Origin of the sequence: Brevibacillus sp. MER 51, assembly GCF_023714195.1 — a bacterium.
Lineage (GTDB): Bacteria > Bacillota > Bacilli > Brevibacillales > Brevibacillaceae > Brevibacillus.
This window is the reverse complement of sequence record NZ_JAMAUS010000005.1, coordinates 236,838-259,540: the sequence shown is the minus strand read 5'-3', so window position 1 is coordinate 259,540 and position 22,703 is coordinate 236,838. Positions and strand designations below refer to the sequence as shown.

General features: G+C 47.3%; 22 protein-coding genes and 1 other annotated feature. Of the genes, 13 read left to right on the top strand and 9 right to left on the bottom strand.

Annotated features, from left to right (window positions below):
- Positions 1 to 12: 12 nt before the first annotated feature.
- From M3630_RS13385 to M3630_RS13355, 7 genes are all read left to right on the top strand, one after another.
- A complete protein-coding gene (locus M3630_RS13385; protein WP_173608201.1) occupies positions 13 to 279 on the top strand; it encodes a YggT family protein in 267 nt (88 codons plus the stop codon).
- 12 nt (positions 280 to 291) lie between these two features.
- Complete coding sequence (locus M3630_RS13380; protein ID WP_173608200.1) at positions 292 to 1,065, top strand: YlmH family RNA-binding protein; 774 nt, start codon at positions 292 to 294, stop codon at positions 1,063 to 1,065.
- Positions 1,066 to 1,165: 100 nt separating this feature from the next.
- The gene (locus M3630_RS13375; RefSeq protein ID WP_007717747.1) at positions 1,166 to 1,657 is read left to right on the top strand and encodes a DivIVA domain-containing protein; all 492 of its coding nucleotides are present in this window, start codon (positions 1,166 to 1,168) and stop codon (positions 1,655 to 1,657) included.
- A gap of 90 nt (positions 1,658 to 1,747) precedes the next feature.
- Positions 1,748 to 2,014, top strand: a binding site (T-box leader).
- Between the two features lie 45 nt (positions 2,015 to 2,059).
- On the top strand, positions 2,060 to 4,837 hold the full coding sequence (gene ileS, locus M3630_RS13370) for an isoleucine--tRNA ligase (protein WP_251252420.1): 2,778 nt from the start codon (positions 2,060 to 2,062) through the stop codon (positions 4,835 to 4,837).
- Between the two features lie 104 nt (positions 4,838 to 4,941).
- Positions 4,942 to 5,715, top strand: a complete 774-nt coding sequence (locus tag M3630_RS13365; protein ID WP_173608198.1) for a TraR/DksA C4-type zinc finger protein — start codon at positions 4,942 to 4,944, stop codon at positions 5,713 to 5,715.
- Positions 5,702 to 6,853, top strand: a complete 1,152-nt coding sequence (locus M3630_RS13360; protein WP_251252419.1) for a mandelate racemase/muconate lactonizing enzyme family protein — start codon at positions 5,702 to 5,704, stop codon at positions 6,851 to 6,853. Before M3630_RS13365 ends, M3630_RS13360 begins: the two co-directional genes overlap by 14 nt.
- Before the next feature lie 15 nt (positions 6,854 to 6,868).
- Positions 6,869 to 8,242: an MFS transporter gene (locus M3630_RS13355; protein ID WP_251252418.1), complete on the top strand. Its 1,374-nt coding sequence runs from the start codon at positions 6,869 to 6,871 to the stop codon at positions 8,240 to 8,242.
- Positions 8,243 to 8,316: 74 nt separating this feature from the next.
- Here M3630_RS13355 and M3630_RS13350 read toward each other — a convergent pair whose 3' ends face one another.
- Together M3630_RS13350 and M3630_RS13345 are read right to left on the bottom strand one after the other, a co-directional pair.
- Positions 8,317 to 8,790 carry an NUDIX domain-containing protein gene (locus tag M3630_RS13350; RefSeq protein ID WP_251252417.1) on the bottom strand — a complete coding sequence of 158 codons (474 nt, stop codon included), beginning with the start codon at positions 8,788 to 8,790 and terminating at the stop codon, positions 8,317 to 8,319.
- Positions 8,791 to 8,804: 14 nt separating this feature from the next.
- Complete coding sequence (locus tag M3630_RS13345; RefSeq protein WP_251252416.1) at positions 8,805 to 9,734, bottom strand: NAD(P)/FAD-dependent oxidoreductase; 930 nt, start codon at positions 9,732 to 9,734, stop codon at positions 8,805 to 8,807.
- 237 nt (positions 9,735 to 9,971) lie between these two features.
- Between M3630_RS13345 and M3630_RS13340 the strand changes: the two genes are divergently transcribed.
- From M3630_RS13340 to ppsA, 3 genes are all read left to right on the top strand, one after another.
- A complete protein-coding gene (locus M3630_RS13340; protein ID WP_251252415.1) occupies positions 9,972 to 11,327 on the top strand; it encodes an LCP family protein in 1,356 nt (451 codons plus the stop codon).
- Between the two features lie 85 nt (positions 11,328 to 11,412).
- A complete protein-coding gene (locus M3630_RS13335; protein WP_251252414.1) occupies positions 11,413 to 12,009 on the top strand; it encodes an Hsp20/alpha crystallin family protein in 597 nt (198 codons plus the stop codon).
- A gap of 210 nt (positions 12,010 to 12,219) precedes the next feature.
- Positions 12,220 to 14,835, top strand: a complete 2,616-nt coding sequence (ppsA, locus tag M3630_RS13330) for a phosphoenolpyruvate synthase (protein WP_251252413.1) — start codon at positions 12,220 to 12,222, stop codon at positions 14,833 to 14,835.
- Positions 14,836 to 14,920: 85 nt separating this feature from the next.
- Here ppsA and M3630_RS13325 read toward each other — a convergent pair whose 3' ends face one another.
- From M3630_RS13325 to M3630_RS13300, 6 genes are read right to left on the bottom strand one after another with little or no spacing between them, the layout of a single operon-like run.
- Complete coding sequence (locus tag M3630_RS13325; RefSeq protein ID WP_007717765.1) at positions 14,921 to 15,136, bottom strand: spore germination protein; 216 nt, start codon at positions 15,134 to 15,136, stop codon at positions 14,921 to 14,923.
- A gap of 3 nt (positions 15,137 to 15,139) precedes the next feature.
- Entirely contained in the window at positions 15,140 to 15,532 is a 393-nt protein-coding gene (locus M3630_RS13320; protein WP_251252412.1) for a spore germination protein GerPE, read from the bottom strand.
- A gap of 14 nt (positions 15,533 to 15,546) precedes the next feature.
- Positions 15,547 to 15,738, bottom strand: a complete 192-nt coding sequence (locus tag M3630_RS13315) for a spore gernimation protein (protein WP_221869115.1) — start codon at positions 15,736 to 15,738, stop codon at positions 15,547 to 15,549.
- Complete coding sequence (gene gerPC / locus M3630_RS13310; RefSeq protein WP_173608188.1) at positions 15,735 to 16,349, bottom strand: spore germination protein GerPC; 615 nt, start codon at positions 16,347 to 16,349, stop codon at positions 15,735 to 15,737. Before gerPC ends, M3630_RS13315 begins: the two co-directional genes overlap by 4 nt.
- 47 nt (positions 16,350 to 16,396) lie before the next feature.
- Positions 16,397 to 16,639, bottom strand: a complete 243-nt coding sequence (locus M3630_RS13305) for a spore germination protein GerPB (protein WP_251252411.1) — start codon at positions 16,637 to 16,639, stop codon at positions 16,397 to 16,399.
- Entirely contained in the window at positions 16,636 to 16,887 is a 252-nt protein-coding gene (locus M3630_RS13300; protein WP_173608186.1) for a spore germination protein, read from the bottom strand. The genes M3630_RS13305 and M3630_RS13300 overlap by 4 nt, the downstream gene beginning before the upstream one ends.
- Positions 16,888 to 17,034: 147 nt before the next feature.
- Between M3630_RS13300 and M3630_RS13295 the strand changes: the two genes are divergently transcribed.
- A complete protein-coding gene (locus M3630_RS13295) occupies positions 17,035 to 17,232 on the top strand; it encodes a hypothetical protein (protein WP_251252410.1) in 198 nt (65 codons plus the stop codon).
- Between the two features lie 9 nt (positions 17,233 to 17,241).
- Here the strand turns inward: M3630_RS13295 and shc are convergent, their stop codons facing one another.
- Positions 17,242 to 19,224, bottom strand: coding sequence for a squalene--hopene cyclase (shc, locus tag M3630_RS13290; RefSeq protein WP_251252409.1), 1,983 nt, complete (start codon positions 19,222 to 19,224; stop codon positions 17,242 to 17,244).
- Between shc and M3630_RS13285 the strand changes: the two genes are divergently transcribed.
- Both M3630_RS13285 and M3630_RS13280 read left to right on the top strand, forming a co-directional pair.
- Positions 19,197 to 20,330: a DUF2515 domain-containing protein gene (locus tag M3630_RS13285; protein ID WP_251252408.1), complete on the top strand. Its 1,134-nt coding sequence runs from the start codon at positions 19,197 to 19,199 to the stop codon at positions 20,328 to 20,330. The two genes, shc and M3630_RS13285, sit on opposite strands and share 28 nt — an antisense overlap.
- 82 nt (positions 20,331 to 20,412) lie before the next feature.
- The gene (locus M3630_RS13280) at positions 20,413 to 22,665 is read left to right on the top strand and encodes a type IA DNA topoisomerase (protein WP_251252407.1); all 2,253 of its coding nucleotides are present in this window, start codon (positions 20,413 to 20,415) and stop codon (positions 22,663 to 22,665) included.
- Positions 22,666 to 22,703 lie beyond the last annotated feature (38 nt).

Genomic DNA, 22,703 nt, shown 5'->3' with positions numbered 1-22,703 from the left:
AAGGGTGAGCCAATGACTGCTGTCATTTCGATTTTAAATTTTGCCTTTACGGTATATCAATATATGATTATTGCTTACATTTTGATGTCATGGGTTCCTCAAATGAGGGGTACAGGCATCGGTCAGTTACTGGAAAGACTGGTTGAGCCTTATTTGGCGCCATTCCGACGGTTTATCCCACCGCTCGGCTTCATCGACATCTCCCCGATTGTCGCATTGATTGCACTGCGTTTTGCCCAATCTGGCCTGTACGCCATTTTGCAACAAATCATGTTCTAGGCGAGTGAAACGATGAGCATATTTGACCATTTTTCAAAAGAAGAACGTCCCTTTGTTGAACGGGCGCTGGAAATGCTGACGCAAGTAGAGCGGAAGCAGGCCATGCGCCTTACTGATTTTGTAGACCCTAGGCAGTTGATGATTTTTCAGAGTCTATCCTCACAAGTAAGAGATGTGAAGGTTTCTCCTTATGGAGGCTACGAGGGTGCCGAGCGAGTTCGTATTATCATCCATCCGGAGTATATCCCTGTAGAGCCTGATGACTATCGCATTACCTTATTGGCAATCAAGGCTGATCAGCGCTTTCATGTGCTGGAGCATCGAGATGTGATGGGGGCCATGCTGGGTGTCGGGATGAAGCGGGAGAAATTCGGTGATATGCTGACAGATTCAGCTGGCAGCTATGCAATTGTAGCAGAGGAAGTTGCTGATTTTGTCTGTGCGCAGGTGACGCAAATTCACCGGACTTCTGTTCAGTTTGAACGGGTAGAATGGGAGGACTTTACACCTCCAGCTCCCAAGTTTGTTGAAAAAACGATCACCGTACCATCACCGCGAATTGACGCGGTCATCGGAGAAGTACACAATATGTCTCGCGCAAAAGCACTTGTGCCCATTCGAGCGGGAAAAGTAAAGATCAACTGGAAAGTAATCGAGGACCCATCGTATCAACTCCAGATGGGGGATATGGTATCACTTGCAGGATATGGTCGGTTCAAAATTCTTGAGGTAGCAGGTCCAACACGCAGCGGAAGACTCCGCATGATTGTCGGACTGGTTACATAAGATGGACCAAGGCGCAAAAAAATGTAAAATACGGCAGGAAACACTGCTATTCCTGTCGAAATAATTGAAGACGAATTATCGGGAAAAGTGGGGGGTTCATGTGCCATTAACGCCGTTAGATATACACAATAAGGAATTCAGCACAGGCTTTCGTGGGTATAATATTGACGAAGTGAACGAATTTCTCGATCAGGTGATCAAAGATTTTGAGCTCTTGATAAAAGAGAAAAAAGAACAGGAAGAGCGCGTAGCTATTCTGAATGAGCGCGTAGATTACTATAAGAGTTTGGAAGAAAATTTGAGCAAGTCGATTTTGGTGGCGCAGGAGACAGCGGAGGATGTGAAGTCGAATGCCCGCAAGGAAGCGCAGCTCATCTTAAAAGAAGCCGAGAAAAATGCAGACCGTATCGTCAACGAAGCATTGGCGAAGTCGCGCAAAATCGCAATCGAAATCGAAGAATTAAAAAAACGTGCTTCGGTTTACCGTATGCGCTTTCGTACGCTTTTGGAAGCGCAGTTGGAAATGCTGGAAAATGGCGACTGGGACAGCATTGAACAGCCACAAGTTGATTCGCCTGTAACAGTTGAATAAATCATTGACGTTCGAGCAATGATGGTATTATAATGAAAGACAACTTTTTCGAAATAAAGCACTTATAGAAGTTGAACACACTTAAACAAATCATAGACGATGAACGGGAAGAGTACGTGAGCCAGCACTGCCTAGAGAGTCGGGAAAAGGTGAAAACCCGGCCAGTTGCTTTCGCAGAAAATCACCCGGGAGTTCAATATCCGAAAACCGAGAACCTTGATGGTTGCACAGGTGAGTAAGTGAGCGCGTCATTCCCGTTACGAATGAGTGAAGTGGAACGAATCCGATGCAGGCTTTTTTGTCGTACGGGTTTGTTCAATCAGGGTGGTACCACGGGAGCTTTCTCTCGTCCCTTTATGGGATGAGTGAAGGCTTTTATTTATTTAAGGAGTGAATCAGGCCATGGATTACAGCAAAACCTTAGCGCTACCAAAAACAGATTTCCCCATGCGCGGAAATTTGCCAAGCCGCGAGCCACAGATGCAAGCGGTATGGGAAGAGCAAAATATTTACCAACAAGTGTTGGATCGTACAAAAGACCGCCCGTCTTTTGTCTTGCATGATGGCCCTCCATATGCGAATGGAGACATCCATATCGGTCACGCACTGAACAAAATCCTCAAGGACTTCATCGTACGCTACAAATCCATGGCAGGCTTTTATGCGCCGTACATCCCAGGCTGGGATACACATGGTTTGCCGATTGAGCAAGCGATTATCAATGCACAAGGGCTGGATCGTCGCAGCATTGAAGTGAACGATTTCCGCCAACGCTGTGAAGAGTATGCTTGGTCCTATATTGACAAGCAACGTGACCAATTCAAGCGTCTGGGCGTTCGTGGAGATTGGGAAAACCCTTATGTAACACTCCTGCCTGAGTATGAAGCCAACCAAATTCGCGTATTCGGCGAAATGGCGAAAAAGGGCTATATTTACAAAGGTCTGCGCTGCGTGTACTGGTCTCCGTCTTCTGAGACGGCTCTGGCTGATGCAGAAATCGAATACAAAGACAAGCGCTCTCCTTCTATTTACGTCAGCTTCCAGGTAGCAGACGGAAAAGGCAAGCTGGACACAGAAACAGGCGTTGTTATCTGGACAACGACTCCTTGGACATTGCCAGCAAACCTCGCGATCAGCCTGCACCCTGAGCTCGAGTACAACGTCGTGAAGGTGGATGGCCGCAAGTTCCTGGTAGCCAACGGTCTGATTGAAGCTGCGAGCAAAGAAATTGGCTGGGAAGGCGTAGAGATTCTCGCGAGCTTTAAAGGTCAAGATCTGGAAGGCGTAGAGACTCAGCATCCGTTCTACGATCGCAAGTCTCCACTCATCCTTGGCGAACATGTCACCTTGGATGCAGGTACTGGTTGCGTTCATACAGCTCCGGGACACGGCGAAGATGACTTTAACGTTGGTCAAAAATACAATTTGGGTGTCCTTTGCCCGGTAGATCACGAAGGTAAAATGACCAATGAAGCACCAGGCTTTGAAGGTCTGTTCTATGAAGATGCCAACAAAGTGATTACGGAAAAGCTGAAAGAAAATGGAGCACTCTTGAAGCTCAATTTCTTCACGCACTCCTACCCACATGACTGGCGTACGAAAAAACCGGTTATTTATCGCGCGACAGAGCAATGGTTCGCATCTATTGACGGATTCCGTGAGCAAATGCTCGAAGCGATTAAAAATGTAAAATGGATTCCTCATTGGGGAGAAACTCGTCTGGCTAACATGATTGCGGATCGTGGCGACTGGTGCATTTCCCGTCAGCGTGTATGGGGTGTACCGATCCCAATCTTCTATTGCAAATCGTGTAACGAACCGATCATTAACGATACGACGATCAACCATGTTGCTGATCTGTTCCGCAAAGAAGGATCGAAAGTATGGTTCTCCCGTGAAGCAAATGAGCTGGTTCCAGAAGGGCTTTCTTGCACCAAATGCGATTGCAAGGATTTCCGCAAAGAAACGGATATTATGGACGTTTGGTTCGACTCCGGCTCCAGCCATCAGGCTGTTTTGCGTGAAAGAGGCATTGCTTGGCCAGCGGATATGTATCTGGAAGGATCTGACCAGTATCGTGGCTGGTTCAACTCTTCTCTCTCGACGGGGGTTGCCGTATATGGCACAGCTCCTTACAAATCTGTCCTGAGCCACGGTTTTGCATTGGATGGGGAAGGACGCAAAATGTCCAAATCCCTTGGTAACGTCATCGTGCCACAACAAGTTATTGACAAGATGGGCGCAGATATCTTGCGTCTGTGGGTAGCTTCTGTTGATTATCAGGCTGATGTGCGCATTTCCGATGCGATTCTCAATCAGATCGCTGAGGTGTACCGCAAAATCCGCAATACGTTCCGCTTCCTGTTGGGTAATTTGGATGGATTTAATCCAGCAACAGACCGCGTAGCGTACGAAGAGCTGGGTGAGCTGGACCGTTATGTTCTGGCGAAAGCGGCAAAAGTCGCGAAGCGCGCACGCAAAGCGTATGATGAATATCAGTTCCATACTGTATTCCATGCCGTTCACAACTTCTGCGTTATTGATTTGTCCGCATTCTATCTGGATATTTGCAAGGATCGCCTGTATGTAGAAGCACCTGACAGTCTGAAGCGCCGCGCTGCACAGACAGTAATGTACGATTGCTTGCTCAGTCTGGTGAAGCTGGTTGCTCCACTGTTGCCGCATACAGCTGATGAGGTGTGGGCGTTCATTCCAGGAGTGGAAGAGAAGAGTGTGCAGTTGACGGATATGCCAGAAGGCGACGAGCAACATCTCAGCTTTGCAGCAGAAGCAGAGAGCAAATGGGATGCTTTCCTGGCGATCCGAGACGAGGTTCTCAAAGCCATGGAAGAAGCGCGCCGTAACAAGGTATTCGGTAACTCCGTTGATGCGAAGCTGGCTCTGTACCCACAAACGGAAGAAGTTGCGAAAACATTGGCAGCAATGGACGATTTGGCTGACCTGTTCATCGTCGCTCACGTGGATGTATACAGAGCTTCTGCTCCGGCAGAGGCAGTACAACTCGAAGGAATTGCTGCTGTGGTCTCTGCCGCAGACGGTGGAAAATGCGAGCGTTGCCGCGTAGTAAAACCAGATGTTGGCACTCGCGAGTCGCACGCTTCACTCTGCGTACGTTGTGCTGATATCGTAGAACAACACTACGCACATGTAACAGAATAAACACGTTGATCAACCTGTCATTCCCTTTGGGGGTGGCAGGTTTTTTGCTGGTCATATTTCCTTCGGGACCAAGACATACTACCTGTTGAGGAAACCAAACAAAGGTGGTGTACAGCGTGGACCAAAAGATGGTGGCCAGCTTCCGGGAAAAGCTGCTGGAACAGAAAAAAGAACTGGAAGACCGCGTACAGGACCATTATGGCATGAGAGAACCGATGACAACCTCTTTGCAGGAGTTTGCCATGTACGATAATCATCCGGCAGATATCGGCAGTGAGATGTTTGAACGGGAAAAAGATTTGGCTCTTGATAGTCTCGATCGTGAGACATTAAAAGAGATTGATCAGGCGCTACTGCGTATGGAGGAAGGCACCTACGGCCTCTGTACGGTCTGTGGAGAGCAAATACCTGTGGAGCGACTGGAAGCATTGCCTCAGGCACAAACGTGCAAGGAGCACGCACCAGCGCCGATAATCAATGAGTCGCGTCCGATTGAAGAGGAGTTTTTGCAGCCACCCTTCGGACGAACGTCTTTGGATGAAAAAGAAGGACAGAACGGATTCGACGGTGAGGATGCTTGGCAAATTGTCGAGGCATGGGGGACATCCAGCACTCCCTTTTCGTACCAAGAACCCGACAAGACAGATTACGAAGAAATGTATATCGAGAGCAATGAGCCGGATGGCTTTGTTGAAGCCGTAGAGGAGATCGGTTACACCGATATTGAAGGCTATCACGGACCGGACAGTGTGCATTTTATGAGAAGCGGGACGTATGAGGAGTACATGAGAAAGGGAGAAGGGAAGGGCAACTTCCTCTCCTATGACGATTATGAGGGAGAGCAAGCCGAACGAGAGGGCATAGATGACTACTCATGACCAGGTAGAGATTTCAGACCTGCAAATTGAGCGCGTGGAAACGTATCCGCTGCTTCATCGTCTATCGCAAGCTTACGGTGATGCGAATGGGTACAAGCGTTATCGTACTAGTTATCTCATTCGGATTATCACACGGTCGGGAGTAGATGGCTGGGGAGAAATTATCGATTGGCTGCCAACGCTGCACAAGGGCTTTTGTGAGCGCATTATTCCGTACTTGCTGGGTAAGCAGGTGGATAACAGAGTAGCGATTGTCGATGTCATAGGAAAGTGGCATCAGCGATCGGCTTCAGGTGTCAGTATGGCACTTACGGAAATTTTGGCGAAAGTGGCGGGGCTATCTGTGTGCCAACTGTGGGGAGGCCAGATTCATTCTGGCATCCCGGTATATGCCTCCCTCCAATCCTACCGGGAAACAGAAGACTGGATGCAACAGTCATGGAAGCAAGTCAGCCAGCAAGTCGACGATGGCTTCAAGATGGTGAAGGTAAAGATTGGCGGACGCTCTGTTCTTGAGGATCAGACGCACATCGAAAAACTGATGAATTTGCTTCCCGAAGAAATTCTAGTAGCAGTAGATGCCAATCAGAGCTACGACTGTGCGACTGCAAGGAAGTGGGAGCGGCTTTTCTCCCGACATGGCAATTGGCTTTGGCTGGAGGAGCCGATGCCTATGGATCGTACAAAAGAATATATCAAGCTTCGTTCATCATTATCCATCCCGCTTGCTGGCGGAGAAAACTTGATCCGTTGCGCACAGTTTTTGCCCTTGTATGAGGGGGGAGCCATTGATATTGCACAGCCTGACCTGATGCATACGGGGGGCATTGACGATTATCGAACGCATTTGCAAATGGCCCGTCAGTTTGGTTATCGCGTGTCTCCGCATTCCTTTGATGGCTCGCTGGCACGATTGTATACGTTATTTGCACAAGCTTGCTTGCTGGCATGGACCAAGATGGATAGCCATCCCATTGAGCCAGTCGAATGGGACGTCATGGAGAACCCGTTTACACAATTATTTCCGCTGCGACCCAGAAACGGCGAAGTGACTCTTCCTGCTGGCGTGGGAATAGGCGTTGAACCTGACTGGGAGATTATGAACGCGTTGCGCTGGGACGGAAGCGCTTATGCGTAGGATAAGGAGTTTCGTATGGCACAAAATGCGAAAAACCTGATTGGGCTTGTCGGGGTTCCATTAGTTATGGTGCTGGGCAACTCGATGCTGATCCCTGTACTGCCTACCATGAAAACGGAAATGAAGCTCACCTCCTTACAGTCGAGCTTATTGATCACCGCTTTTTCGATTGCAGCAGGTATTGTTATCCCTTTTGCCGGCTATTTGTCGGATCGATTCGGGAGAAAAATTGTCATTATCATCTCGCTTGCCCTGTATGGTCTGGGTGGTTTACTCGCAGGGCTTGCCGCGCTGTGGCTGGATCAACCTTACATGGCTATCATGGGAGGGCGTGTGTTGCAGGGGATCGGAGCCGCTGGGACAGCCCCAATCGCGATGGCGTTGGTAGGGGATCTGTTCGATGGCGCCTCGGAGAGTAGGGCATTGGGGCTCTTGGAGACATCAAATGGGATGGGAAAAGTATTAAGTCCGATTTTTGGCTCCTTGCTTGCTCTCATCTCTTGGTACATGGTCTTCTTAGCTTTTCCGATTATTTGCGGTGTTGTCCTCCTGATGTTTTTATTTCTGACCAAGGAAAAGAAACAGGAGAAGAAGCCGCTCCCCGTCAAGGAGTACATGCATTCAATCGCGCAAGTGTTCAAGCAGCATGGAAAATGGCTTGTCCCCGCGTTTTTTATAGGGAGCATCTGCTTGTTCACGTTGTTTGGTGTACTGTTTTACCTGTCTGATTTATTGGAGGAAAAATACAAGATTGATGGTGTCATCAAAGGCTTCTTTTTGGCGATTCCTTTGCTCGTGATGAGTATAGCGGCATATGTGACAGGGATTATCATTAAAAAGAAGCTGAAGCTGATGCGTCTGTTTGTGATTATTGGCATGTTTTTGCTGGCTACGTCTTATATTCTGGCCAGCTTTGTCCAAGGGGCTTATGTTCTGATAGGCATTTTGGTCATCGGCAGCGTGGGGACGGGGATGATTTTACCGTGCTTGAACTCCATGATCGTTGGGGCTGTACAGAAAACAGAGCGGGGCATGATTACTTCTTTGTATAGCGGAGTCCGTTTTATCGGTGTTGCGATCGGCCCGCCTATTTTTACCTGGTTGCTTGGAATTTCTCGGACGGTCATGTTTTTATCAATTGCAGGGTTATCGCTCGTTTTCGCTGTAGTTGCGATCTTTTTCTTGAAGCCCAAGCAGGTCGAGCAGCAAGGACAGGGTACAAAAAATAGCGAAACGAAAGCATGGCGGCAAATATCAGAGGTACTGGGAATTGAACCAGAAACGGTACATGAGGAACAACGTGAGAGAGCCATTAAAAAGTATGGTTTTGATCCAAATGAGCTCGTCAAGCGTGTATTGTCGGGAAAAAAAGAAAAGGAAAAACAATAAACAGGCTGTCTCTGTCGGTCATTCTCACCGAATACAATGTCGGAGAGCGACAGGGACGAGCCTGTTTATAATGGCTAGGACTCAGCGAAGGGATGGCGTAAAGCTCGTTCGAGTGCGAGCGGATACACATCATCTTGCAGAATGCGGCTAAACTCCAGATTGCCTTTTACATCTCGCGGGATATCCGCAAACACAATGGTGGCAAGCACGTCTGAGCCGCTAGGCTGGCTTGTATAATGCGCTACCTTGGCGATATAAATATCTTTCCGCATCGAGTCGTCGATGGTGTACTGTCCGATGCGCTCAATCCCTTCCAGTATGGCGCCGGTTTCTTCGTAGACCTCACGAACTGCTGCAGACAGGCTGTTTTCTCCTGCTTCTACTTTTCCCCCTGGTAGCTCCACACCGCGTGTACGATGGCGAGTAAATAACAGCTTTCCTTGATAAAAAGCGAAGATCAGCACGTGACCTGCTTGGTGGTTACGATACTCTTCTGGGGAAAAGGTTAGCTTGACAGGTAAGCCGAAATCGTCGTAAAAAGCGTACATGCAAAGCGCTCCTTCTACAGGCTCATTGATCTGTTAGTTTGAATTTGCAAGGAAATATGTTTGACTGCCTTCATTGCTTGCCCAACTGCCAGAGACAAACTCGCATAAGCAGCCCCGTTGCTCACGTCTCCGACTGCGTATATCCATGGAGAGTGGACTCGTTGATACAAGTCCGTTTGCAAGTACTTATCGCCAAACGTGTCCAACCCTTGGAGACCATCTGTGTTTCCATGAACACCAATTCGCGGCAGAATCCAATCCACTATGATTGCCTGCGGGTTGTTATCGCGCGGAGTGGTGAGTGTCAGAACAGTCCGTGCCTCTTCTTCCTGATAGTCGCTGACTTGTGTTTCCCACAGGACTTGGATGTTGGGGAGGCCTGTGATTTTCTTTTGCCATTCGGGACGAGCACGCCAACGATTGCTCCGAACCAACAGATAGACTTGTCGGGCATGCGAACTCAAATTTGCTGCACTTTCTAATGCGCGATCTCCTCCGCCAATAACGGCGATATCTTGCCCGGCGATGGTATGCGCTTGGGCAGTTGTAGAAAACCAAGGCGACAGGACGCTCGGACAATCAGCTAAGGCCGGTATTTCATTCCAGCCAACTCCTGTGGCGATGAGTAAATAGTCGGCACGATAAACGGATTTCGAAGTGGTCACCTGTTTCGTTTCCTGATCAATGGAAAGAATGGTTTCGTTCAATCGTATGTTTTGCTGCTGGATGAAAGGATGTGCGATCAGTTCCTTTACAAGGGCAGCTCCCTGGTCATATACAAGGGGCGGAAAGTCGGTAATCTCGCTGTAAATGTGATGCAGTTGGCCGCCGAGTCTATCCGTTTTTTCGATAAGAAGACAAGAAAGACCTAATCGTTGGCACCATATTGCTGCGGACAACCCTGCGATGCCGCCACCTGCGATCAGCACCTGTATGTGTTCCACTCTCAAGTCCCTCCGATTCCCTTATTCATCTATCTGATTTTCCTCATTTTTAGACTACCTGTTTCGATTCGCAAGTGCAAGAACTCAGAGGGAAAACCGATCGAGTTGGATCGGCATGATTCTACAATTTACCGGAAGATTGTGGTAAAATGAGACGAATGTTTTCCAGAATATATTGAAAAATGAATATCCCAAAGCACTATGGACCCAGTGATAGTAAAAAGGAGTGAACCGAACGTGCAAGCCAAGAATGACAAGCCTCAAGCTCCTGCTAAACAGCCGCGTAAACGGATCAAGCGTGGCCAGCGAAGCAAGCGGATGTATCTGCTCTTGGCGGGTTGCTTATTCCTCTGTTTGTTGGCCGTAGGAGCAGGCTTCGCCCTCAACCAGGTAGACAAGACGCTGGAGATCGTAACAGCTGACCCTTACAAGCTGCCGGATCAACCTGTAGTAGAAAAGCCGTATGAACAAAAGAAATCAATCGCCTTTGTCATCGTTGGAGTGGATACGCGCAAAAACATCGGTATGTTAAACACGGATGTTCTGATTGTCGCAGTCGCCAATCCCGTTACACAAAAGCTGAGCATGGTGTCGTTGCCCCGTGACACCCGCGTTCAAATCCCAGGATATCCAGGCTATCACAAGGTCAATGAAGTATTTGCCTTAGGGGAAAATATCAGGAAAGATGCGGAAATCAAAGGGAAGCCTGTCACAGAAAATGGCATGACGATGCTCAAAAAAACGTTGAATCACATGCTGGGGATCTCGGTCGAGCATTATGTGCAGCTTGACTTTGAAGGTTTTACAGCGGTTATTGACAAGCTGGGCGGAATTACGGTTGACGTAGATCGGGATCTCGTATACGAATTGCCCAAGCAAGGGGTATACCGCAATTTGAAAAAAGGGAAACAAGTATTGAACGGAGAGCAGGCACTCGGTTTCGTCCGTCATCGCATCGACCGGCGTGGAGACGCTTACAACTCGAGCGACTTCGATCGCAACCGCAGACAGCAACAGGTGATTCGTGCTGTAGCAGAAAAGAGCATGTCTATGGATGGATTAACGAGTTTGACAGCTGTGCTGGATACCGTTGGCAAACATATCAAAACCGATCTGTCGACAGACCAAATAAAAGGATTGGCGCTCGATTTTGCCAGCTTTTCGTCAAGCAACATGGTTACTTTGGATAATGGGGCGATCTGGAGTTCTCCTTATTCCTTGTGGCCGAGGGAGAACATGCAAGCGGTTCGAACTGCCCTGCAAACAGAAGTGGGCGCAGCTGGACCGAGCGAACAGCTCAGTGATGCAGCGGTAGCAGAAGTAGCCAAGGTCGAAATGAAAGCGGAGAAGAGAACGCAGGCTCCAAAACCCAAGCCCACAACAGGTACAAAAGAGCAGCCAAAAACACAAAAACCAGCCACACCATCAAGACCTGCTCCAGAACCAACACAGGAGCCAGTGACACAGCCGACCGTACCAGATGGCAATGGCGAAACCAATCCTGCGCCGACAGATAGTAATATGCCGCCACCAGATATTTTGGCCCCGCCTGCACCAGCGACAGATAGTGCTGACATCGGGCAAACTGGATGATCTTGAGCACACCCCCCCAGGCAAAAGCACATACTCTATCGTATATAGACAGTCTTGCCTCTGCTGGGAAGGGGAGTGCGTATGTATGAAAAATCTGCAAGAGACCATGAAGCAGTTGCAAAAAGCATCCGAAAGTTTGTCCAAGCTCGGTTTTGACCCAGATCATCCATGGAAAGCATTGAGCCAGATGGGACAGGTGCTGGATACAAATTTTTGGGAGAATATCGCGACGCTCAATAAGCAAGCAGCACAAAAGACGACTGCCGCAGCCACGCCAACTGTACCACCCGTGAAAAAGGGGAAAAAAAAGACGAAGGAAAAACCGATGCGTTTCGTGCAGGTAGACGATTCGCATTTTTCCCCAGTCTCGGATATCTTCCAATCAGAGGAAATGGTCATTGTTTCCTGTGAACTGCCGGGCTTCGATCGCGATAGTCTGGAGATTACCCTCTTCGACCAACGTTGTTTGGAGGTTAAGGGGATTATCAAGGAAAGTGAGCACAAGGGGCTTCGTACACAAGGGGAGAGAAGCTACGGCCCCTTTTATCGAAAACTGGCTCTTCCGGTTTCCGTCAGTTCAAAAGGGATGAGGGCTCAGTATCAGGACGGGGTGTTAGAAATTTATTTGATGCGTGGCAGGGCTGCGAACGAACGAAAAACCACATTTAAGGCGAGCTTGTAAAAGCAGGTAGCAGTGGAAAATGAAAAAAGAACCTGGATCTTCCTACCAGGTTCTTTTTATTGCACAGTAACAGACGCGATGATATAATCAGATCACGACTGATTTTGTAAATATAGTCAAAATTATTGCATCTTACACTTTAATCGTACCATGCTGGTGAACTCTTGTCAAATGTTTTTTCTCAATTTAATGGATAGGGGAGATATTGAAATGAGTTCTTTGGTTCTCGGTTTTCAGGAAATGGAAAAAACGCAGCTTTATCTCGTTGGCGGAAAAGGATTACATTTAGGGGAACTGTCAAAAATACAAGGAATACACGTGCCAGAAGGGTTTTGTGTGACGACAGTGGGATATCAAAAGGCCGTCGAACAAAACGAAGTGTATCATGCTTTGTTGGATCGACTCACCATGCTAAAAGTACAAGACCGAGAACAAATTGGAGAAATCAGCAGGAAGATTCGACAAATCATTATGGATGCAGAGATTCCTTCCGATGTTGTGAAAGCCGTTACTCACTATCTCTCTCGGTTTGGAGAGGAGCATGCTTATGCAGTGCGTTCAAGTGCGACTGCTGAAGATTTACCACATGCCTCTTTTGCAGGTCAACAAGACACCTATTTAAATATCATCGGAAAAGAAGCAATCTTGCAGCACATCAGCAAATGCTGGGCTTCCCTCTTTACAGATCGAGCGGTCATCTACCGTATGCAAAATGGATTTGACCATAGTCACGTTTATTTATCCGTTATCGTTCAAAGGATGGTTTTCCCACAGGCTTCCGGGATTTTATTTACCGCTGATCCCATTACATCCAACCGGAAGTTGCTATCCATCGATGCCAGTTTTGGGCTTGGAGAGGCACTGGTCTCTGGCCTGGTATCTGCTGATTGTTATAAAGTGCTGGAAGAAGAAATCGTCGAGAAGAGGATAGCAACCAAACATTTGGCTATCCATGGACGAAAAGAAGGCGGAACAGAGACGCAGCAGATCGATCCCGATCAGCAAAAGACGCAAACACTTGCAGATGAACAAATTTTACAACTGGCACGCATTGGAAGACAGATCGAAGCTTATTTTGAGTCCCCACAAGATATCGAATGGTGCTTGGTTGAGGACACCTTTTATATTGTCCAGAGCCGGCCAATCACGACTTTATATCCCATCCCTGAAGCGAATGATCAAGAAAATCACGTTTATGTATCTGTTGGCCATCAACAAATGATGACCGACCCTATGAAACCATTGGGACTGTCTTTTTTCCTGTTAATGACTCCCGCACCCATGAGCAAAGCGGGTGGAAGGTTATTTGTTGATGTTACAAAAATGTTGGCTTCACCTGACAGCAGACAAACCATATTAGATACCCTGGGACAATCCGATCCGCTTATCAAAGACGCACTGATGACCGTCCTAGAGCGAGGCGATTTTATACAATCGTCCCCAAATGATAAAAATGAACAGAATCCCGGTAAAAGCAATAAAGGCATGTCGGCTTTTGGTTTTCAAGAACAATTCGAAAATGATCCGGCAATTGTTTCTGATTTGATTAAGCGCAGTCAAAGATCGATCGAAGAGGTAAAGCATAACATCCAAACGAAATCAGGGTCGGATTTATTTGATTTTATTCGAGAAGACATCCAGCAATTAAAGAAGATTATATTTGATCCACAAAACATAGGTGTGATTACGGCTGCTATGAATGCTTCAAAATGGATCAATGAAAAAATGAACATGTGGTTAGGGGAAAAAAACGTAGCAGACACGCTTACTCAATCTGTGCCAAACAATATTACTTCGGAAATGGGGCTGGCGCTCATGGATGTTGCGGATGTCGTTCGTCCTTATCCAGAAGTCATTGATTTTTTACAGCATGTAAAAGATGATAACTTTTTAAATGAACTGGTTCAGTTTGAAGGTGGACAGGAGACGCGAGACGCAATCTATGCGTATCTCACGAAATACGGGATGCGATGTTCCGGAGAAATCGATATAACGAAAACCCGTTGGAGTGAAAAACCACTCATGCTTGTCCCCATGATTCTAGGTAACATCAAAAACTTTGAGCCGAATGCTGGCAAGCGGAAATTCGAGCAAGGACGACAGGAAGCTTTGGAAAAAGAGCAAGAGTTAGTAGAGCTTTTGAAGCAATTACCGGATGGTGAACAAAAAGCGAAAGAAACCAAACAAATGATCGACCTCATCCGGAATTTCATCGGCTATCGAGAATATCCAAAATACAGCATGATGAATCGCTACTTCGTTTATAAGCAGGCTTTGCTGAAAGAAGCCGAACAACTCGTACAAACAAAGGTCATTCATGAAAAAGACGATATATACTATCTCACTTTTGAAGAACTTCATGAGGTCGTACGCACAAACAAATTGGATGATCAGATCATCAGCAAACGAAAAGACGAGTACAAGTTTTTTGAAAAACTGACTCCCCCACGTGTAATTACGTCTGATGGTGAAATTATTGTTGGTGAGTACAAGCGAGAAAATATGCCAGCCAATGCGCTTGTAGGTCTACCTGTTTCAACCGGTGTCATAGAGGGGCGAGCACGCGTCATCTTAAACATGGAAGATGCTGACCTAGAAGATGGAGATATATTAGTCACCGCCTTTACTGACCCTGGCTGGACACCATTGTTTGTATCCATAAAAGGCCTAGTCACCGAAGTTGGTGGACTGATGACCCATGGAGCAGTTATCGCGCGTGAATATGGCTTACCAGCAGTTGTCGGCGTGGAAAATGCAACAACACTGATAAAAGACGGACAACGAATTCGGGTGCATGGGACAGAAGGGTATATTGAAATATTGTAGTCAGGGGGCCTCGTGCCTCCTTTTTGTTTTGTTTTTCAGTCAAAATAAAAACAGTGTCAATGAAATAACATTAACACTGCAAGGATTAGATGTTCCCAAACATCGGCTGATCGACGACATTGGGGTCCAAAGTATTGGTTGCGTTGACACCATTGAGCGTATTTACGACGTTACCGGTGTTGCCGCCTCCTGAACCGGAGAATGTCTTGGCGGCGGTTTTTGGCGATATGTTGAGGGTGTCTCCGAAGTTAACGGTACCTGAATTGTTATTGATATTGACAGCTCCAATGACAGAAGGCACAGGCTATCTCCTCCCCCCGGTATGTGGTTCTTCGCGGAACAGGTGGCGAATGTTTACCACACGTGTTTCTAATGAAATGGACTCGTTTGAACCGATGTGGACAACAGAGGCAGCAGCTATGAATGGGACGCTCACATTTCGAACAAAAATATAAGGACAGTCATGGAACGTATCGATGCAGATCGGTTCAGTCAGGCTAGGTGCGATTAAAGGAATGGAAAAGGCAGAGTAATTCTCGAACATAAATTCGTTTTCGTAAAAGATGGCCTTTTCACGCTGGACCGCCAAAATATTGGAAACAGCATCTAGGCACTGGGAATCACCTATTTGCAGAACCGATGAGCCATCTACTGAGAGGACATCTACTTTGTGGACATGGCTGGTTCTCCGATACATCGTATCCCACTTCCTTACGAAGCAGGAATTGCCGTATCGACGGGAATAGTGGCACCTACAATCATTTTTTCAGGCGGTGTTTCATAAATCGATCGGAGGCTTACCGTCTGGGTGTCTCCGATAAATAAAGAAGCGGCAGAGGAGAGAGCTTCGATGGAGACGCGCTTCACACAAATGACTTCGTTTATCACCTGATACCTCATCATGGTTCGTTCACCTCACGAGGCAAATTTTTTACAAATGTTTCGCATGTTTTATCAATATCGCGTTTGACTTTTTGGACGATTGTTTGCACGAAAATGTCGAGATGCTCCGGTTCTAGTTCATCAGCAGGAAGCTCGTTTAAGTAATGCTTGATGCGTTGGTCAATCTGCTTTTTAATGTCATCTAAAATAAATGCTCGATAATTTTGGTCAAGTGGGTAATTGCACTCTGTTTCAATTTTTTCGAGAACGAGGTAGGCATCGCCCTCCAAATATTGATAAATCTCATTTTGTACACGGTCAAAAAGAGGAGCGCTGGTTTGGGGAGGATCAGGGATGTCCATCGACTGATTAATGGAGAAATCACCGATTCCAGAATCATTGCCTTTTGGATTTAATCCGATATTGAGAGTCCCTTCGAGGCGTTCAACTTTGAGCAAGTCGAATTTGTATTCATTTCTAATGACCGAAGGAATCTGCCTTTCTTTGAGGTCATTGACATCTTGTTGCAGTTGTTCAAGCATCTGCCTCATATTTTCGATCTTTTTGTTTTGCGATTGTATATAGTCATGTAACTGTTGAATATATTGCATCATTTCGTGTCCCATGTACATGACGACCATCCTTCTTCAGCTAGCATAAAGCGTAATTAGCGACGCCTCTAGGGCATGCGCGGGGTAATGCGTGACGGCTCTACCAACGGGACAAGTGGAACGAACTCCTCAGAAACAGCTTGAGGAAGTGGACCCGCTGGTGGTGCTGGTTCTGTGAATCCTCCCGTGTTGTAAAGCTTGGATAATGGCTTGATGATACCAGCACTTCCGATCTGGCACACAGAGGAGTTGGTAATGCCATCGATCTTCAGTGAGTTGATTACGATATGCTGCGTGACAAAAAAGTTCATGCGAAATCTCGTCCCTTTGCCCGGTAATCATTCGTTTCTTCTACAAAAAGCGGGATATCATTATCGGATTGTTCATTGACGTAGACGACGCTACGTGGAATTTTAAATGACAAATTTGTACCAGAATTGAATGATCCTCCACCTGCGAAGGTCTTGGCATAGCTGGTAGGAGCGATTTTACGGACGTCTCCGACATTGAAAACGCCGCCCACGTTGTTTACATTGATGACTCCAACGAATGCTGGCATGTTCGGCACATCCTTTTGGGAGAGATCCTCTCTGTATTGTATGTCGTAGGCCATTGGGTGTTCATACCTGTTTTTGCGACCGAACCAGTGCGAGTTGCATACGATGTATGGATGGGCGCGAGTTTTAGGAAAAGGAGAAAAAGTTCCATGAATATGAAGGTGACGAATAAAAAAATAGACGTCGGTGATTTCAGTTTTGGTGGAGTAACTAAGTCGTCGATTGTGCTGATTGGGGACACCGATGTCCTTTCCTGCTACTCTATATTTGATACACCGCTACATGCCGTGATTTATTCAACCCAGGTTCCTATCCAGGCGTTAGACCTTGGTTTGCGAAGAGGGTAGCGGTGGTTTTTACGTGTTTGTGTATTTGGTCTGATAGTGGCTGAGAGCCAGCAACGGCCAAATCCAACGATAGCTGTGATAGGCAAAGTATGTGCCGCCAGGGCGTCCCCCGCCAGTCGGGTAGCGAGTCGTCCAGTCATTTGCTTGATTGTGAGTGAGCAAATAGTGAATCCCTCGTTGCAGCTCTGTCGTCGGCTTGGATGATACGGCTATCAGTGCATCGATTGCCCATGCTGTCTGCGAGGGAGTGCTTGCTCCGAGGGGGATGTACGTTTTTTTCTGGTCACTCTGGCAAGATTCTCCCCAGCCGCCGTCGGGATTTTGGTTGGCAACCAGCCATGCAACTGCTTTTTGGATGGCGGGATCAGTAGGGGAAAAGCCAACCGCCATTAGCCCGGTAATGGCAGCCCAAGTGCCGTATAGGTAAGCAATTCCCCAACGTCCATACCAGGAGCCGTCTGACTCTTGATGTTTGAGAAGCCAGCGGACTCCTTTTTCTACATGTGGGTCAGTCAATGTTCGTCCGGCATCGTTTCCGAGGAATTCCAAAGTCCTCCCTGTCAAATCGGCAGAGGACGGATCTGTACTGACGGTATCAGCTCCTTCAATCGGCAGGTGGCGAATGAAATCAGCATCTGTATTTCGTTCAAAAGCAGGCCAGCCTCCATCGTCGTTTTGCATGGATAATAGCCATTCGAGACCGCGTTTCCAAGCAGCAGAGGCTGTCATATCCGTACGGGCGAGCAGGCGTAGAGAGCGCAGAGCAGCCGTCGTATCATCAATATCCGGGTTCATCGTGTTGTAGTCAGAAAAGCCCCAACCGCCTGGCTTTCCTTTTGGATTGCGGATTTTCCAGTCACCGTACGTATGCTGCTGTTTCTGGAGAAGGTAACGGTTTGCTTTTTGAATCGCGGGATGGGTGGTAGAGAGTCCGCTTTTTTGCAGAGAAGTAGTCAAGAGCGCCGTGTCCCAGACGGCTGATGTAGCTAGCTGCAAGTGTGCGCCGTTTTCGTAATCGCAGACACTGTTCGTAAGCCCTTGCATCGCCTTTCGAATAAGCGGATCTTTCGGAGAAAACCCCCGAGCGAGCAGCGCAAATATCATGAAAAAGGTAGAGGTCGAATAATTGTACAGAGTACCATCTGGCTCGATTCGCGCCAGGATGTATTGTTCCAGGCGCCGCAGGGCGAGCTTGTGCAGTTGTCCGGGTAAAAAGGGGAGCCGCTGCAAGGAATCGTGGATGGTGGCGAGGAACGATTGGCCCTCCTTGAGGAAATTCTCCAGGAATCGATGCGGATATAGACCGCGTGAGATAGGCGTATCTGCGTATAGATCGGACAAGTCTGGTGCATTGTCAGGCTTTTTTACATATTTGCGATCAGCCACAATCATCATGGGTGCAAGATGGACACGAGCGTACCCGACAAAATCGTAAAAGCTGACAGGGAAGCTCGAGTGCAAGAGAGCAATCTCGACGGGAACGAGAAAATGCGAGGGCCACTGGTATTGGCCTGTCAAGGCTGTAGCAAATTTGGTGAGCATGTTCGCTTGTGTCAACCCACCCTTTTCCAAAATAAACGAGCGAGCCAGAGCCATTCTTGGTTCGTTCTTCGTGTATTTGCCTGATAACAGCAGAGCGTAATACGAATCAATGGTCGTAGACAGATGGCCATCATGCTCGTCAGGATACAGCTTCCATGCCCCATTCTCGTGTTGGAGAGATATGATGTGAGCAGTGAGCTTCTCCATCAAACGCTCATCATGAATACCCAGTGTACGCAATAGGATGATCATGTGAGAATCTGTCATCGGTGAGCTTTCCAGACAAAAGCGCCAAGTGCCATCCACTTGTTGGCGCTGTAACAAATAGGCTTGAATGCGGTTGATTTCTTGCTGGACTTCACGCAACTCATTCACCTCCCGATAAAATACGGCGTCTGAGGAAGAGAGGGGGAAGAGCATCGATGGGGCTGTCGTGGTACCAATACGCATCACGTCTGCCGCTTGCCGTAAATCTGGGGAAGGTCCGTACGGCGACAGCATTATTGCCAGAACAAGATCAAAAGACTGTAGAGCGGATTAGACAGGAGACACTCGCCCACAACCGCGACAACATAGACAGAACGCGCGCCTATTTGTCGTTTTATCAAAAACATCCACAAGTTCACTGGGCGCTATTGGCACATCTCGTATCACGTAATGCGGGATGGAGTATGACCGATTTGCGGGGAGAATTATTGCCTCGCTTGCTCCGAGCAAAAGAGCAACAGGAATATTTTTCGTTATTGGAGCGGGGAAACTGGCTGATTTTTCACGATGCATACCCTCAATTGTTACTGTATGAAGAGTGTGTCAGGCGACAGACCAACCTTTTTTATTTACTGCCTCATCTGGGCGTCTCTACTTTCATGCAGGCGATCTGGAATCATTTTTGGAAGACAACGGATAAAGATATACTCGCCATTGGTTTGATCATCAATGAACAAAACTACTTGGAAGAGCAGGTGATGAAAGACCCGGCCTATCAAAATTCTGTTGTCCGCACAATCCCGTTTGCCCTGCAGGAGCTTTTGCAACTGAATATGATCTTGCTTCCTCAGCAAAAAAGGGTTGATGAGCAGGGAAGCTCCTTGCAGCTCGCGGGTGAGCGCGTGTTTCATTTTGCCTCCTTACCAGAGAGAATCAGCTTGGGAAAAAGGCTGTACAGTCTGCTGTTTGGGGCAATAGATAGGCAGGAGGCAGCGTACGCTTGGGCATTGGATCAGCCACACACAGGTTCGCGAAAAGATTATTGGCCCCATCTTTTTCACGATGTGAATGAGACAGTTCCTGGCAAGCCTTATCAGGTAAAACTAATGAACTGTCAGCTGCGATCAGGGACAAAGCGGCTATTTTCCCCAACGCTGCGCCAAGTTTGGAGACCGGTCAGCCATGAGCAGCCAAAGGAGTTAGATTGGTACAAAAACAAAGGCGATGTATGGCGTGTGTTGACTCGAACGGAGGAGACAGCCGATGCAACAGAGATGAGTGAAGCGTATTGCCAGGCGTTGGCAAAAATCGAGTGGGCTGTCGCAGCCAGAACGAGAATACTTGGCTAACTTGTAGTAAAATAGAGAGGAATCCAAAACGTTAGACTGAACCTCGACAGGCTTAGAGAGTTTTAGAAGGAGCGATAACCATTTGAAGATATTAATTATTGCGGAGAAACCTGACATGGGACGAAATATTGCTGCCGCAATAGATCCTAAAGCGAAAAATCACCGCACCTATTTAGAAGGTGAAAAATACATTATTACGTGGGCAATCGGGCACCTAATTGAACTGGCGGAACCGGAGGCGTACGACCAAAAATATAAAAAGTGGAATATCAATGATCTTCCTATCATTCCCGAGCCATTTAAACTAGTGCCCAATCGGAAAACAATCGATCAGCTAAAAATAATCGGGCAGTTGGCCAAACGAAGCAATCTGCTGATTAATGCATGCGATGCCGGGCGGGAAGGTCAACATATCTTTTCACTCATTCAGCGACATCTAAAATTGCGTCAACCCGTTAAAAGACTGTGGATCTCGGACTTGACCCCTGAAACGATCAGGAAAGGATTTGCGGAGATGAAGGATGCCGCAGCCTATGAAAACTTGACGAAGGCAGCAAAAGCTCGTAGTGAAGCCGATTGGCTAATCGGGATGAATGGCTCACGTGCATTTACGACCAAACATAACGTGCTCCTTTCTGTCGGACGAGTACAGACCCCTGTGCTTGCTCTCATTTATGATCGACAGAAACAGATTGAAGCTTTCTCATCGGTTACGTTTTTTCAAGTAGAAGGGCATTTTTCGCAGGGGGAGAGGACGTACAAGGGGATTTGGCAAGGTGATCGCTTAACCGATCCATCTAAAGCAGAAATGTTGGCTCGTAAAGTGAAAGGAAAACAAGGGCGGATCGCGTCCTACGAAGTAAAGGATACCAAGGAGTACCCATTCAAGCTGTACGACCTGACATTGCTGCAACGTGAGGCCAATGGCAAGTACGGTTTTTCCGCCAAGAAAACCTTGGATGTAGCACAGGCACTCTATGAAAAACACAAGGTGATTTCTTATCCGCGGACGAATTCCAACTATGTGACAGAGCAAAATATTCCCGAAATGCACAACACCTTGTCGTCCCTGCAAGGCACTGGGTATGACGATCTGGTAAAGGGTGCAAACCGTAGTTTGGTTCATAAAGGCAACAAATTTATATGCAATCCAGCAAAAGTAGACGACCACCACGCTATCCTGCCGACAAATCGCAAGGCTTCAGGGTTAACGCCAGATGAGCAGAAATTATACGATTTGATCGTTCGTCGCTTTCTGTCACAGTTTTATCCGCCAGCGGAATATAAGATGCATACGGTCGTAACCGATGTCGAAAATGAATTTTTCAAAACATCGGTGAAAGAACGGAAAAGTCTCGGTTGGAAGATTATTTATGCTGACCAGCAGAAGGAAAAGCCCAAGAATGTAAAAGGTGCGGCCAAAGAAGAAGAGGATAAGGAAGAGATTGAAGTTAACGAGCCTTTTATCATTCAACCTGATGCCAGCGTATTATGCTCGGATGCCATTGCAAAGGAGAAAGAAACACAGCCGCCCAAGCATTATACGGAAGGAACGCTTCTAAAAGCCATGGAAAGCGCAGGCAAGCAAATCGAGGACGAGGAACTGCGTGATGCGATGAAAGAATCTGGTCTGGGAACCCCGGCAACTCGTGCCGCAACTATCGAACGGCTGAAAAAGGTCGGATACGTTGAGATGCAGGGGAAAAGGATTCAACTTACGCTAAAAGGCCGTACCGTTATCGAATTGATTAGGGGAGCAGGGATCGAACTATTAACCTCTCCTGAAATGACGGGGCATTGGGAGCGCCGCTTAAATGAGATCTCCCGAGGGACCGCTTCCGATGGGCAATTTATGGAGAATGTGAAGAAATTCGCTACGATGATCGTAGAAAAGGTTCGCGTGCAATCTCGTGCTGAGAAGACCTTATTTGAGAGTGAGAGTACCGCGCAGAAAGGGTCTTCGAAAACAAGAGGACGAGCTGGCGGGCGAAGTACAGGCAGTTCAGGTAGCAGGAATGCCACAAAGACTGCAACTCGAACAGCAGCTAAGACCGCTAGTACTACTTCGAGTATCATCACCAAATGTCCACGACCGGGGTGCGGAGGCTCCATTTTCATGGGACGCAAAGGTTACGGTTGTTCGAATTACAACGTGGGCTGTAAATTCGTCATATGGAAAGAGAATTACGGGCGTATGCTGACTGATACACAGATTAAAGCACTCATTGAAAAAGGCAAAACGGGTAAAATGAAGCTTGAACGTCAGGATGGAACACAATTTCAAGCAAAACTGATTTTGAAAAGCGTTGAATCGGGCGAACTTACTTTCGAGTAGGTATGTAAGCCAATAAAAAAATAAATTGTTGAAACTTA